General features: G+C 67.4%; 16 protein-coding genes. 8 read left to right on the plus strand and 8 right to left on the minus strand.

What is annotated here, in order from left to right; all coding sequences use genetic code 11:
• Positions 1 to 35: 35 nt before the first annotated feature.
• A complete protein-coding gene (locus tag VNJ48_RS12515) occupies positions 36 to 1,202 on the minus strand; it encodes an acyl-CoA dehydrogenase family protein (protein WP_325602560.1) in 1,167 nt (388 codons plus the stop codon).
• Positions 1,203 to 1,286: 84 nt separating this feature from the next.
• Between VNJ48_RS12515 and VNJ48_RS12520 the strand changes: the two genes are divergently transcribed.
• Positions 1,287 to 1,703, plus strand: a complete 417-nt coding sequence (locus VNJ48_RS12520; RefSeq protein ID WP_325602562.1) for a CoA-binding protein — start codon at positions 1,287 to 1,289, stop codon at positions 1,701 to 1,703.
• Complete coding sequence (arfB, locus tag VNJ48_RS12525; protein ID WP_325602564.1) at positions 1,700 to 2,119, plus strand: alternative ribosome rescue aminoacyl-tRNA hydrolase ArfB; 420 nt, start codon at positions 1,700 to 1,702, stop codon at positions 2,117 to 2,119. The genes VNJ48_RS12520 and arfB overlap by 4 nt, the downstream gene beginning before the upstream one ends.
• On the opposite strand, the gene VNJ48_RS12530 is transcribed toward arfB, so the two are convergent.
• The 6 genes from VNJ48_RS12530 to VNJ48_RS12555 form a co-directional block, all read right to left on the minus strand.
• Positions 2,109 to 3,080, minus strand: a complete 972-nt coding sequence (locus VNJ48_RS12530; protein WP_325602566.1) for a Gfo/Idh/MocA family oxidoreductase — start codon at positions 3,078 to 3,080, stop codon at positions 2,109 to 2,111. The genes arfB and VNJ48_RS12530 overlap by 11 nt on opposite strands.
• A gap of 26 nt (positions 3,081 to 3,106) precedes the next feature.
• Positions 3,107 to 4,324 (minus strand): heparan-alpha-glucosaminide N-acetyltransferase domain-containing protein, encoded by a 1,218-nt coding sequence (locus tag VNJ48_RS12535; protein ID WP_325602590.1) that lies wholly within the window; start codon positions 4,322 to 4,324, stop codon positions 3,107 to 3,109.
• Positions 4,273 to 4,812 carry a 5-(carboxyamino)imidazole ribonucleotide mutase gene (gene purE / locus VNJ48_RS12540; protein WP_325602568.1) on the minus strand — a complete coding sequence of 180 codons (540 nt, stop codon included), beginning with the start codon at positions 4,810 to 4,812 and terminating at the stop codon, positions 4,273 to 4,275. The genes VNJ48_RS12535 and purE overlap by 52 nt, the downstream gene beginning before the upstream one ends.
• Positions 4,809 to 5,966, minus strand: coding sequence for a 5-(carboxyamino)imidazole ribonucleotide synthase (locus VNJ48_RS12545; protein ID WP_325602570.1), 1,158 nt, complete (start codon positions 5,964 to 5,966; stop codon positions 4,809 to 4,811). The genes purE and VNJ48_RS12545 overlap by 4 nt, the downstream gene beginning before the upstream one ends.
• Before the next feature lie 49 nt (positions 5,967 to 6,015).
• The gene (locus VNJ48_RS12550; protein ID WP_325602572.1) at positions 6,016 to 6,312 is read right to left on the minus strand and encodes a winged helix-turn-helix domain-containing protein; all 297 of its coding nucleotides are present in this window, start codon (positions 6,310 to 6,312) and stop codon (positions 6,016 to 6,018) included.
• A 468-nt stretch (positions 6,313 to 6,780) separates the two neighbouring features.
• Positions 6,781 to 7,377: a hypothetical protein gene (locus tag VNJ48_RS12555; protein WP_325602574.1), complete on the minus strand. Its 597-nt coding sequence runs from the start codon at positions 7,375 to 7,377 to the stop codon at positions 6,781 to 6,783.
• A 268-nt stretch (positions 7,378 to 7,645) separates the two neighbouring features.
• Between VNJ48_RS12555 and VNJ48_RS12560 the strand changes: the two genes are divergently transcribed.
• Complete coding sequence (locus VNJ48_RS12560) at positions 7,646 to 8,377, plus strand: hypothetical protein (protein WP_325602576.1); 732 nt, start codon at positions 7,646 to 7,648, stop codon at positions 8,375 to 8,377.
• 67 nt (positions 8,378 to 8,444) lie between these two features.
• Here the strand turns inward: VNJ48_RS12560 and VNJ48_RS12565 are convergent, their stop codons facing one another.
• Positions 8,445 to 8,873 (minus strand): VOC family protein, encoded by a 429-nt coding sequence (locus VNJ48_RS12565; RefSeq protein WP_325602578.1) that lies wholly within the window; start codon positions 8,871 to 8,873, stop codon positions 8,445 to 8,447.
• A 197-nt stretch (positions 8,874 to 9,070) separates the two neighbouring features.
• Here VNJ48_RS12565 and VNJ48_RS12570 point away from each other — a divergent pair, with 197 nt between their 5' ends.
• The 5 genes from VNJ48_RS12570 (at position 9,071) to VNJ48_RS12590 (ending at position 12,283) form a co-directional block, all read left to right on the plus strand.
• Positions 9,071 to 9,631, plus strand: coding sequence for a hypothetical protein (locus tag VNJ48_RS12570; RefSeq protein ID WP_325602580.1), 561 nt, complete (start codon positions 9,071 to 9,073; stop codon positions 9,629 to 9,631).
• The gene (locus VNJ48_RS12575; protein WP_325602582.1) at positions 9,628 to 10,200 is read left to right on the plus strand and encodes a dihydrofolate reductase family protein; all 573 of its coding nucleotides are present in this window, start codon (positions 9,628 to 9,630) and stop codon (positions 10,198 to 10,200) included. Before VNJ48_RS12570 ends, VNJ48_RS12575 begins: the two co-directional genes overlap by 4 nt.
• A gap of 116 nt (positions 10,201 to 10,316) precedes the next feature.
• Positions 10,317 to 10,529: a hypothetical protein gene (locus VNJ48_RS12580; RefSeq protein WP_325602584.1), complete on the plus strand. Its 213-nt coding sequence runs from the start codon at positions 10,317 to 10,319 to the stop codon at positions 10,527 to 10,529.
• 98 nt (positions 10,530 to 10,627) lie between these two features.
• On the plus strand, positions 10,628 to 10,969 hold the full coding sequence (locus VNJ48_RS12585; protein WP_325602586.1) for a hypothetical protein: 342 nt from the start codon (positions 10,628 to 10,630) through the stop codon (positions 10,967 to 10,969).
• A 207-nt stretch (positions 10,970 to 11,176) separates the two neighbouring features.
• Positions 11,177 to 12,283, plus strand: coding sequence for an ABC transporter substrate-binding protein (locus VNJ48_RS12590; protein WP_325602588.1), 1,107 nt, complete (start codon positions 11,177 to 11,179; stop codon positions 12,281 to 12,283).
• Positions 12,284 to 12,601: the final 318 nt, after the last annotated feature.

Raw genomic sequence — 12,601 nt, forward strand, 5'->3', positions numbered from 1 at the left:
CGACACCCGAAAGGGGGAACCCCCCACCCCGCAGGTCAGAGGTCGGATTGGATCCCCGCGAGGAGCTGTCGGGCCATCACGATCCGCTGGACCTGGTTGGTGCCTTCGTAGATCTGGGTGATCTTGGCGTCGCGCATCATCCGCTCGACCGGGTAGTCGCGGGTGTAGCCGTAGCCACCGAGCACCTGGACGGCGTCCACGGTCACCTCCATGGCGACGTCGGAGGCGAAGCACTTCGCGGCAGCACCGAAGAACGTCAGGTCCTTGTCGCCGCGCTCCGAGCGACCTGCAGCGGCGTAGGTCAGCTGGCGCGCGGCCTCGACCTTCATGCCCATGTCGGCGAGCATGAACTGGAGGCCCTGGAACTCGGCGATCGACTTGCCGAACTGCTGGCGTTCCTTGGCATAGCCCAGCGCGTAGTCGAGGGCACCCTGCGCCACGCCCACTGCCTGGGCGGCGATGGTGACCCGGGTGTGGTCCAGCGTCTTCATCGCCGTCGCGAACCCGCTGCCCACCTCGCCGATGCGCCGGTCGTCGGGGATCCGCACCTTGTCGAAGTAGACCTCCCGGGTGGGCGAGCCCTTGATGCCGAGCTTCTTCTCCGGGGCGCCGAAGGAGACGCCCTCGTCGGACTTCTCCACCACGAACGCGCTGATCCCGCCGCGGGTCTTGAGCTGCGGGTCGGTGACGGCCATGACGGTGTAGAACTCGGACTCGCCCGCGTTGGTGATCCAGCGCTTGACGCCGTCGATCACCCAGTCGTCGCCGTCGCGCACGGCGCGGGTCTTCATGCCACCGGCGTCAGAGCCGGCGTCGGGCTCGGACAGGCAGTAGGAGAAGCCGCCCTCCCCGGCTGCGAGCTTGCCGAGATACTTCGCCTTGAGCTCCTCCGAGCCGCTGATCTGCACGGGCAAGGAGCCGAGCTTGTTCACAGCGGGGATCAGCGACGAGCTGACGCAGGCACGAGCGACCTCCTCGATGACGATCACCGTCGCGAGGGCGTCGGCGCCGGCGCCGCCGTACTGCTCAGGCACGTGCGGGGCGTGGAAGTCCGCGGCCAGCAGCGCGTCGGCCGCCTCCTGCGGGTAGCGCGCCTCCTCGTCCACCGCTGCGGCGTACGGCGCCACCTTGGCCTCGCACAGGGCACGCACCGCCTCGCGGATGGCCTGGTGCTCGTCGGACAGGGAGTAGAAGTCGGTCATGGCCACGATTCTACTTTCGGGTAACCCCAACCCGTTGATCGGCGCCCGACCGGCGGACGTCCCCCGCGTCGATAGGATCGGCGGATGGACGCAGGCTGGCAGGACGACGACTCGGTTTCGCTCATGCTCGACGACCTCGAGACCTGGGCCATCGTCGGCCTCTCCGACAATCCCGCACGCACGGCCCACTCCATCGCCCTGTTGCTCCAGCAGCGCGGCAAGCGGATCGTGCCGATCCACCCGTCGGCGCAGACCGTGCACGGCGAACAGGGCTACGCCACGCTCGCCGAGGTCCCGTTCGAGATCGACGTGGTCGACGTCTTCCGCCGCTCCGAGGACGCTGGCGAGTTCGCCGACCAGGCAGTCGCGATCGGCGCGAAGGCCGTGTGGTTCCAGCTGGGCGTCATTGACGAGGACGCCTTCGCCCGCACGACGGCCGAAGGCGTGGCGATGGTGATGGACACCTGCCCCGCGATCGAGTGGCGCAAGCGGAGCGCATGAAGGTCCCGCCCGGTCCCGGCCTGCCCGCCGGCCTCACCATCCCCGACAGCGACCTGGTCGAACGGTTCTCCCGATCGCCAGGTCCTGGTGGCCAATCCGTCAACACCACCGACAGCCGGGTGGAGCTGGAGCTGGACGTGCGTACGGCGACATCGCTCTCGGACCTCCAGCGAGCGCGAGCACTCAAGCGCTGGCCCGACGGCGTGATCGCGATCGCGGCGTCCGAGCACCGCAGCCAGCACCGCAACCGGGCCGCTGCCCGTGAGCGGCTGGCCGACCTCCTCCGGGAGGCACTCGCTCCACCGCCGCCGCCCCGCCGTGCCACCAGGCCCACGCGGGGCTCGAAGGAACGACGGCTCAAGGCCAAGAAGGAACGCAGTCACATCAAGTCGATGCGCGGCCGCGTCACCGATTGAGTGCCGACCGACTGACCTGCGCCAGCGCCTCCTCCATCACCCACTGCACGTCGACGGTGTCGGCCAGCGGCATGGTCGGCGACTCGAGGATCCCCGCCGCCAGGCAGCGGTTGACCTCGTCGATCTCGTGGCTGTAGCCGCGTCCTCGCACCGGGAAGTCGAGAGTCTCCAGGCCTCCCCCGTTGCGCCGGATGACCAGCTCGGTCGGGTGGTGGAACCGAGGCCCGATCTCGATGGATCCGCCCGTGCCCCACACGACGGCCCGACCGGGGGTCTCCGTGGTGAGCGCGCACGCGACGGAGGCGCCCCGGCCATCGGCGTACTGCATCGCGATGACGGCGCTGGCGTCCACGCCGTTGGGGTAGCGCGTCCCGGTCGCCGCCACGGCCTCGGGGGTGCCGAGGAAGTACTGCGCGAGCGAGATCGGATAGACGCCGAGATCGAGGATCGAGCCGCCCCCCAGCTCGGGGGCGAAGAGCCGGTGCTCGGGGTCGTAGTCGCGGAAGGCGCCGAGGTCGGCCTGGACCGCGATCACGTCGCCGATGGCACCGTCCTCGATCAGCGCCGTCGCAGCGACCACCGCCGGCTGGAACCTCGTCCACATGGCCTCCATGCAAAAGACACCGCGTCTGCGGGCGAGGTCGACGACCTCGCGGGTGTCGGCGAGGGACCCGGTGAAGGACTTCTCGACCAGCAACGGCTTGCCGGCCTCGATCGCCGCCAGGGCCAGACCGTGGTGCTGCGGGTGTGGCGTCGCGATGTAGACCACGTCGACGTCGGCCGCGACCAGCTCGTCGTAGGTGCAGCCGTCCGCGACACCGTTCTTCGCGGCGAACTCGCGCGCGCGGTCCGCCGAGCGCGAGCCGATCGTCACGACCTCGGCGTCGGGCACGTGGGCGAAGTCCGCCACGAATACCTCGGCCATCCAACCGGTTCCGGCAACTCCCCAGCGTGTCGTCATGCTCCGAGCCTAGGGCGGCCGGTCGCTCACCCGGACGTGCCGGCCACACGGCGGGACGCGGACGCGACGATCCGCTCCAGCGGCCCCCGTCTCCCCACCGCCGCGAAGAGCGCTCCGATCGACAGCAGGAGCAGCGCGTGGAACTGGTAGCTGTCGCGCAGCGCGTCCGGAAGCAGTCCGGGAGCACGGCAGACCACGTGCAGGGAGTAGAGCGTCAGCGTCATCGTCCCGGCGCCGAAGAAGATCGCCACGGCGCGGGTCGCGGCTCCCGACGTTGCCCCGACCGCCAGCAGAGCGAGACCGATGACGGCGAGCGCGGACCCGATGGTCTGCACGAGGTCGAACGGTGTCGCGCTGTGCGGGGCGACCACCAGCAGCCACTCCCACGCGCCGCCCGTCGGCGTCGTGCCGGGCAGCCCCTGCGCGATCCGGTCCAGCAGCACCTCGGGCGTCGCGGCCGTGCTCGGAGGGTCGGCCAGCAGCGCCCTCTCGACCATCGGCTGCGCAGTCAGCGCCCGTGAAGCCGCCGTCGCCAGGACCGCCAGTGCTGCTCCCCCGCCGGCCAGCGCGAGCGCCGTACGACGTGCGGTGAGGTCCAGCCGGGCGACGGCCAGCCCCACCAGGAGGTAGGCCAGCCAGACCACTGCCGGGTAGTAGCCCGAGAAGGTCAGCTCGGCCAGCAGGCCCATCGGATCGTCGACCAGCTGACCCCACGAGGGGCTCTCGAAGCCACGCTCGGGAAGACGCGGCCGCAGCCAGTGCGAGAGCACCGGTGCGACGAGCACCCAGGCTGCGGCGCACCCGGCGAGCCAACGCCCGGAGAGGCCCAGGAAGGGCAGCACCAGGACGAAGAGGACGGCGTAGTAGGTCAAGATGATGGCGATCCCGGAGTCGACCTCGGCGAGCAGCAGTCCGATCGCGCCGACCAGTGCGGCGCGCACCACCAGTGCGACTGAGGTCCGTGCACGAGAGTTGTCGCGCGAACGCGTCCTCCGCGCGGCGACCAGCCCGATGCTGACACCCGCCAGGACTGCGAAGAGTGCGGACGCGCGCCCACCGGCAAGAGCCTGCCCGAAGGCCAGGTCCCCGTCCGCCGTCCGTGCCTCGAGGACGTGCGTGGCGACCATGCCGAGCAGCGCGAGGCAGCGCGCCACGTCGACTGCGACGAGGCGCCGGCTGGTCGACGGTGTGGTCAGAAGCCGGCTTTTCGTCCGGTCGTCGAGCTGGCATCCCGCACGACGGATCCCTTGTCGTGGGCGGCCTGCTTGAGATCGGCCTGGAAGGCGACCATCCGCTGGCGCAGGTCGGGGTCGGCGACGGCCAGGATGCGTACGGCGAGCAGGCCGGCGTTGCGGGCGTTGCCGATCGACACCGTGGCGACCGGGACCCCGGCCGGCATCTGGACGATCGAGAGCAGTGAGTCCATGCCGTCGAGGTGCTTGAGCGGGACCGGAACCCCGATCACGGGCAGTGGCGTGACGGCGGCCAGCATGCCGGGCAGATGAGCTGCTCCACCGGCACCGGCGATGATCACCGAGATCCCACGGTCCGCCGCACCGCGCCCGTAGGCCAGCATCTCGTCGGGCATCCGGTGGGCCGAGACGACATCGGCCTCGAAGTCCACACCGAACTCGGCGAGGGCCTCGGTGGCCTCCTTCATCACCGGCCAGTCGGAGTCCGAGCCCATCACGATGCCGACCTTGGGGGTCTGCCCGGTCGTTGACTCCGTCATTCGCTCTCGTCTCCTAGGTCTCCGCGGAACCACGCGGCTGCGTGGCGGGCTCGCTCCAGACAATCATCGAGGTCGTCGCCGTAGGCGTTCACATGGCCCACCTTGCGCCCCGGTCGCAGGTCCTTGCCGTAGAGGTGGACGCGGAGGTGGGGGTCGCGCGCCATCGCGTGGGGCAGACCGTCGTAGAGGCGGCCGCTGTCGGTGGGCCCACCGAGGATGTTGACCATCACCGTCCAGCGAGCCCGCGGGGCGGGTGAACCCAACGGGAGGTCCATGACCGCGCGCAGATGATTCTCGAACTGGGACGTCACGGCGCCGTCCTGGCTCCAGTGACCGGTGTTGTGGGGACGCATCGCGAGCTCGTTGACCAGGATCCGACCGTCGGTGGTCTCGAAGAGCTCGACGGCGAGGATGCCCGTGACGTCGAGCGCACCGGCCAGCCGCAGCGCAATCTGCTGCGCCTCGCCGGCAAGGGCGGGCGCCAGGTCGGGCGCAGGGGCGACGACCTCGTGGCAGACACCGTCGAGCTGCGTGGAGGCGACGACCGGGTAGGCAGCAGCCTGGCCCGACGGGGAGCGCGCCACCAGGGCGGAGAGCTCGCGGCGAAACTCGACCAGCTCCTCGGCGAGGATCTGCACCCCGGCGGCTGCGGCTGTCTCGAAGGCGATGTCAGCGTCGGCGACGTCGCGCACGACCCACACGCCCTTGCCGTCGTAGCCGCCCCGCGTGGTCTTGAGCACGCACGGCAGCCCGAAGGACTCGACGTCGGTGGTGGTCGCGACGACGGCGTTGCGGGGGCACGGCACGTCGAGCTCAGCGAGGCGCTGGCGCATCACCGCCTTGTCCTGGGCGTGCACGAGCGCCTCCGGTCCGGGGCGGACGGCGATGCCGTCGGCCGCGAGTGCCTGGAGGTGCGCCGTGGGGACGTGCTCGTGGTCGAAGGTGACGACCTGGCAGCCGGCCGTGGCGCGGCGCAGGGTCGGCAGGTCGGTGTAGTCCCCCACGAGGTGGTCGGGGATCACCTGGGCCGCCGAGACGCCCGGCGCCTCGGCGAGCAACCGGAGCGGCAGTGCGAGCCCGATCGCCGGCTGGGCCATCATCCTGGCGAGCTGACCGCCCCCGATCACGGCGAGAGTGGGTGCGCGCTCAGACACGGGAGCAGACTAGAGCCACTCCTGCTGTCGGCGTACCGAGGGCAGCCGCTCAGGACTCGAACCGGAGACCCACGCCACGGATGGTCCTGATGAGCTCCGGCGCGCTGGGGTCGTCGTGGAGCTTGCGACGCAGCCAGCCCAGGTGCACGTCGATCGTCTTCGACGAGGACCAGAAGCTGGTCTCCCAGACCTCGAGCATCAGCTCGGCACGGGTCACCACTTCGCCCGCACGCCGCATGAGCGCGTGGAGAAGATCGAATTCCTTGCGTGAGAGCTGAAGCTCCCGATCCCCCCGCCACACCCTGCGCGCGTGCGGGTCCAGACGAACATCCTGAACGGACAGCACGGTCACAACGTAGGGATCCCACAGCTGGCACGAGACCCGTTCGACAGAAGTCGGGACCACTGGGCTAGTCCAGCAAGTGATACACCGGCTCCTGTCGCGGGTGCTGGCGCGCACGTATCCCACGAGGTTCGGGGTGGCGGCGGCTGTCTTCGGGTCCAGGCCGAAAACGTATCCCGCCGGGTTCCGGTGGACAGAGGTTCCGGTGGGGAGTTTCGGTTGCCGTCGCTCGGCATGTCGATCTGGTCACCAGCCGAGTCCTGGCGGTCCCCCAGAATCGACCGGATACGGCCAGTTGTAGGAATCCGACAATGCTCACCGTTGGAGGCTCCTGTCCCGGACACCTCACCCGGACGACCCCTACGGGACTCGAGCCGCCGCTACGGGGCGTCTGCCTGCTGGGGCCCGTTCATCGTTCCGGCTACGGCACAGTGCAGACGTGCGGCGCCCAACCGCTGCCCGTTGCATGTGTCATCTCTCCTCGAGGAGCGAGATCACCTCCAGCAGCGTCTCGGCGACCTCGTCGGGGGCCGTGAGCAGATGCAGGTGCTCGCCTTCCAAGCGTCGTACCTCCCAGCCGTTCTCCTCGGCCACAGCCGTCTGTTCGGCGTAGGTGTGTCCGAACGCGATGTATCCCGAGCGCCGAGCGAGCCAGGACGCAGGCGCAGGCGGCTCCTCGATCAACAGTCGCAGTGGCACCCGTGGCTCATCGGTGGTGAGTAGGTCCCAGTGTTCCCCAACCACGGACTGGATGTCCTGACGCGGCCACCACGTCGACCAGCGGGCGAGGAGCCCGTCGGACAGTTCGCGAGATCGCAGGAACTCAACCCATTGCGCATCCGGCTCGAGACCCGGCAGGAGCGAGTCGAGACAAACCAGTGTTGCCCCCACCTCCGCAGCCACCGCTGGCCCGAACCTGCCGGCGTTGGAGTGCGGAATCACCACGTCGGCCCGGCTGGCGGCGGCAACGAAGTTAGCCAGCAGGTGCGACGTGTCGGCCCCAGCGCCGCGGGCCACCACCACCTGGTGCCCACGGTCCTCCAACTCCGCCGCGAGCCGATCCGCCACCGCGGGTGTCGCCAGCGGACTGGGCAGCAGACACAAGCCTCATACTCGCGACTGTGCCCGACAGCGACCGATGGCCGATCATGTTTGGTCAGCACAGGGCGGGCGCACCCGGCAGAGCGTGGCGTGTGCCAGTCGCGGGTTCCTACTCCAGTGTAGGCGCCCTCTGGAAGACCGACCCGCGACTTGGCGGCGCCCACTAGGTCCGAATCCGCTCGCGAGCCGCGTATATGACCCCACACCGGACGGGGTGCTGCCGTACCTTCACAGTATGGAGAGGGACGGCCTCGATACGGCGCTCATCGAAGCCATGGTGATCGACGACGAGTTGGCTGCGGCCGATGCTTTCCTCCGTACGGCGATCCGCCTGACGAACCGGATGAATTTTCTCGGACGAGACGAGTATGTGTTGACAGCACTTCTCGCTGCAGGAATGGAGCGAATGCTCAAACTGACCTTGGGATTCATCCGTGTCGACGTGGATTGCACGGAGTGGCCAACCGCGGAACTCAAGTCCTTGGGCCACAAGATCGTGGATCTCGACGTGCGATGCCGGGAGCTCATCAAAGAACGCGTTGGGGAAGCCATCGATGAGGCCGAGGTGGCAGCTCTAGCGACCAACCTGGAGAACGACAAGTACATGCCAAGTGTGCTCGCGCTTGTTCAGGACTACGCACAGGGCGGTCGGTATTTCAACCTCGACTATCTGGGTCAGCCCAACATGCCGAGGGCATCGCCGCGACAACAATGGGGTCGTCTCTTGGCGCAGGTTCACCAAGACGGGCCCCACGCGGGGGGACCTGGCTACTACCCCCCATCCTCAAGCACCGCATTGATCGGTGGCATCAGCAGTGCCGGAGGGATCAACTGGCGACTCACCGCTTCTATCGTGGCGTGGCGGAACTACTACCTGACCACTTGGGAGCATGGGGTTTGTGGTGACCGGGCACAGAGGTTGGCCCAGGAGATCGCGTGGATCAGCCCTGACTCGACGCCCGACTGACACGCGCCCAATTCGGACGTTCCCGCACGTCGTCACTAGCGGATCGCGACGCGACCCAGTCAGCCCGTCACCGTGGCCCGGCGGCAGGTGCTGAAGCTGCTTTGGCGATCTCGCTCCGCTCCTCTGCGTTGAATGCCCGCAGCACGCAGAACTCGTTGCCGTCGGGGTCGGCCATCACGACCCAGTCAACGTCGCCACGTTGGCCAACGTCGACGTGCATTGCGCCGAGCGCCTCGAGGCGCGCCACCTCGATGGCCTGGTCTTCGGGGCGCAGATCGAGATGCCATCGGTTCTTCACGGCCTTGCCCTCGGGCACGCGTAGGAACAGCAGGTCCGGAGCGACTCCGTCCTGTGCACTGCCCGCGGGCGGTTCGAGGACTACCTCGTTGACGGTGGAATGGGTACGCCGCCACCCCAGCGCCTCCTGCCAAAATGAGGCGATGCGGGCAGGATCCGTCGTGTCGAGGTTGAAGCACTGGATCGCGAGGTTGACCATGTCCCGCATCCTGTCATCGCCCTCGCTTACGGTCGCGGGATTTTCAGCCGCGACGCCGCGCGGCCAGCAGCGATGGTCGGCGCAGTGTCAGCCGCCGTCGGCATCTTCGGACGTCCCACAAGCGGAATGTCACGCGGGCCCGGCGATGCGCGCAGGCTGCCAGGCGCCTCATTCGGCAATTGTGATTTACTAATGTGATGGCTCGCCCCCGATTGCTCAACGATGATCAGATCCTCCAGCGCGTCGGTGACGCCCTGGGCGACGTCGATGCCGCTTGGACCCTCGCGGGTGCGGCAGCCGCAGCAGGTCTGCACCCGGCCACCCTCATTAAGCGCTTCGGCTCTCGCCGAGGTCTCCTCGTTGCTCTGAGCCAGCGCTGGGTGAGCAGCATCCCGTCGAAGCCAACCTCTGACGACGCCCACCAAGAGCTGTTGGCGTGGGTCGATTCGACGTGTGCCAGCGAGGTGGCAGAGGACCAGATGCTCACTCGCATCGACATGCTCGTCGAGGACCTACGTGACCCCGAGTTGCGTGCACTTCTCCACGACGGATGGCAGCGAAACATCGACTATCTGACCGGGTTGGTCAACCGTGCGCGACAAGACGGTCAGATGCGTGAGGGCATTTCGTCCGTGACGATCGCCCACCTGCTGCTCGACACCGCCCACGGCAGCCTCCTGCGCGCCGCAGTCACCCCCGGCCGAAGAGACACGGCCCCCGCCTGCACCACTCAATCACTCCTGGAGGCCTTGACATGAGGACCAAGCACCGAGAATGGACCGGACTGGTGTTCATCGCCACCAGCATCGACGGGTACATCGCCCGCCCCGACGGCGACCTCGACTGGCTCACCGATCCGCCAGCCGAACCAGGCCACGTCCCAGCCTTCGAGGGTGAGAACGCCCCACCCGACTACGACACCTTCACCTCCCAAGTGACGCACCTGGTCATGGGCCGCGGTACCTACGAGAAGGTCCTCACCTTCGACCAGTGGCCCTACACACGGTTCCGGGTCGTGGTCATTAGCACCACGCTCACCCCCGGCAACGATGACCGAGTCGCCGTCGTCGCGTCGATCGACGAGGCATGCTCCATCCTCGACCAGGAACGCGCAAAACAGGTCTACGTAGACGGAGGCCAGATCGTCACTGAGTTCCTCAACGCAGGCCTTATCGACGAACTCACAATCTCCCGCGCCCCGGTGATCCTCGGAACTGGCCTGCCGTTGTTCCACGCGCTGCCAACCGAGACCCGACTGATCCACCTCGGCACAGCCACCACAGATTCCGGCATGACCAGCACCCGCTACCGAGTCGCCGCTCGATGATCCTCTTGCACGCGGCTCCAGCCAGCGAGACCGGATGTGCCGAGGAGCGCATTCCCGCGCGACGATCCGCTAGCGGAGCAAGATCCGTATGGAATCCCGGTAGCTACTGTAGGGACGTGTTCGATGACGGCCTGAAGACCACTGCTGAGCGCCTCACGCTCATCTCGCAGATCGAATGGCTCGACCTGGAAGAGCCTGTATTCGTCCAAGCAGGTGAGCGTTACTGGTTCGACAGTGCGACGCAATGCCTCGTGGTCGAGGACCTGGCGGGTGTCCTGCGCTCCATCCCTGCAGCGTGGCGGGGGGACCAGACGCGCGTAGGTAGTTGACGCCACGCTGCCCAGCACGGGATCCGCTGAGCGCAGCCCCGGCTGACGAGCGGTCACAACGCGGACCGGCCCCGTGGGACGTGTGGAATGCTCCGGCCATGGAGACGGTGACCTTGTGGAGACCCACCGGGCCGAAGGAACTGGCGCTCGTTGAGGAGTCGGGGTGGTGTGCGTGGCCGCCTCGACTGCCCGACCAGCCGATCTTCTATCCGGTACTCAACGAGGACTACGCAACCCGTAACGCACGTGACTGGAACGTCAAGGCGAGTGGAGTCGGCTACGTAACGCGTTTCGAGGTCGAGAAGCCGTTCCTCGACTCCTACGAGGTGCAACAAGCAGGCGGCCAGACGATCTTGGAGTACTGGATCCCCGCGGAAGACCTTGACAAGTTCAACTCACACATCGTGGGTCTCATCGAGGTCGTAGCTGAGTTTCGCTAGCCGTTCGGTATCCGGGAACAGCAACTCGACCGGGTGGCCCGGGGTCTCCGCAGCTGAGGTGGTCGGAACCGCTAGCCCCGCGGCGGGGCACACCTCGCACGTCCGGTGGGGCGCATCCGGGCGGGTTGCTCGGTGGCGAACTCGATGGGGGCACCGACTAGGTTCGACCATCCGTGACGAACCACCAGTCCCTGGAGAACTAGCCCGGTGAACCCTGAGTTGAAGGTTCCAGCACCGACGTTGACGCCGCCGGTTCGGCTAGGGGCTCTCGTCCCTCTCACGCGCCCAGGCTGGGTGATGGCAGGCGCGCACTTGCTAGCTGGAATGCAGTTAGCCGTAGAAGAAGCGAACGAATCGGGAGGGCTGCAAGGGCGACCTGTCGAACTGCTCATCCGGGACACCGCCGCCAATCCAGACCGCGCCGTCGCCGTCGTAGACGAGCTCGCTGAGTTGGGGGTTGTCGCCCTCGCTGGGGAGTATCACAGTGTCGTCGCGCAGGCGGTTGCCACTCGCTCGGATGCCCTCGGTATGCCCTACATGTGCTCATCGGCAGTGTTGGACTCCCTCGTCGAGCGTCCCTCGCCTTGGGTCGCGCGACTCGCGCCGCCACAGTCTCGTGGGTGGGCTGTGTACGCAGAATATCTGGCATCAACCGGTCACGAGATTGTTGCTGTAGCAATACAACCCAGCCCGTACTGGGCGGCGGGCGTCAAGATCTTGGAAGATCAGCTTGGCAAGGCGGGAATTTCCCTGCACATGATCGAGGCGGACGCGGCGGGCCCAGCAGCCGTCTGCGACGAGGTCGTCGACCTCAACGCAACAGCGTTGCTTCTCTTGGTCGGCAACCCAGACCCTGCAGTCTCGATTGTGCGGTCCGTTCGTTGCGACGAGCGGCTCGCCCAGATTGTCATTGGTGCACCCGCTGGGCAGCCGGAGTTTCCAGATTGGGCAGCCACGCTTGGCGCAGATAGCGCTGCCATTCCGTTCCTTCGATACCTGCCGGGGAGCCTAAGCCCTCACGGATCGCGTGTGCAGGCCGAGCTTCGTCGGCGATTGGCATGCGCACCGTCGTTCGTAGCTCTAGAGGCCTACGACACCGTGAACGTCCTTCTCGATGCCCTGCGCAAAACCAGCAGCGGCGGAACACGTTTGGGGCCGAGATGGCCAGACACGGTTGAAGTCGAGGGGACTCGAGGACCCATTCGCTTCTCGCAGTCAGCCGACCAAAATGTGTGGCAGTGGACCACGGCGCCAGTTCAGATCAGCGACCGCGATCCAAAGGACTTCGCTCGGTTCCGTGTTCTGTACGACTGAACCGGCGATTCACGGGCGATGACCTGATCGACGAATGACAGCACGGTCCAAGCGCACCGAAACCTGCACGCAGATTTCGATTGAGAGTGTCGACGCGATGGCTCCCTCTTGTGCAAGATCGCCAACCCCACGAGGCTACGGACCGCGTGAGATTGGCGCCGGATCCGCTCGCGATCTCGCACTGGCACGCTGTGAGTGTTGGGAGCGGTTGACCTGAGGTCGACCGGCAGGGTGAGATCGCTGGCCTGCTGCCGTGCTCGTGACTCCTGGCACGCTTGACCCCACTGCGTGGGTGTCTTCGCGGAGACCTGTCCGGTC

The organism is Nocardioides sp. (assembly GCF_035576065.1).
Classification (GTDB): domain Bacteria; phylum Actinomycetota; class Actinomycetes; order Propionibacteriales; family Nocardioidaceae; genus Nocardioides.

Excerpts from the sequence above, each read along its gene's own strand:
- arfB (WP_325602564.1), top strand. The coding sequence starts at position 1,700 with ATGAAGGTCCCGCCCGGTCCCGGCCTGCCCGCCGGCCTCACCATCCCC.
- VNJ48_RS12570 (WP_325602580.1), top strand. The coding sequence starts at position 9,071 with ATGGCTCGCCCCCGATTGCTCAACGATGATCAGATCCTCCAGCGCGTC.
- VNJ48_RS12520 (WP_325602562.1), top strand. The coding sequence starts at position 1,287 with ATGGACGCAGGCTGGCAGGACGACGACTCGGTTTCGCTCATGCTCGAC.
- VNJ48_RS12575 (WP_325602582.1), top strand. The coding sequence starts at position 9,628 with ATGAGGACCAAGCACCGAGAATGGACCGGACTGGTGTTCATCGCCACC.
- VNJ48_RS12565 (WP_325602578.1), bottom strand. The coding sequence starts at position 8,873 with ATGGTCAACCTCGCGATCCAGTGCTTCAACCTCGACACGACGGATCCT.
- VNJ48_RS12560 (WP_325602576.1), top strand. The coding sequence starts at position 7,646 with ATGGAGAGGGACGGCCTCGATACGGCGCTCATCGAAGCCATGGTGATC.
- VNJ48_RS12515 (WP_325602560.1), bottom strand. The coding sequence starts at position 1,202 with ATGACCGACTTCTACTCCCTGTCCGACGAGCACCAGGCCATCCGCGAG.
- VNJ48_RS12530 (WP_325602566.1), bottom strand. The coding sequence starts at position 3,080 with ATGACGACACGCTGGGGAGTTGCCGGAACCGGTTGGATGGCCGAGGTA.
- purE (WP_325602568.1), bottom strand. The coding sequence starts at position 4,812 with ATGACGGAGTCAACGACCGGGCAGACCCCCAAGGTCGGCATCGTGATG.
- VNJ48_RS12585 (WP_325602586.1), top strand. The coding sequence starts at position 10,628 with ATGGAGACGGTGACCTTGTGGAGACCCACCGGGCCGAAGGAACTGGCG.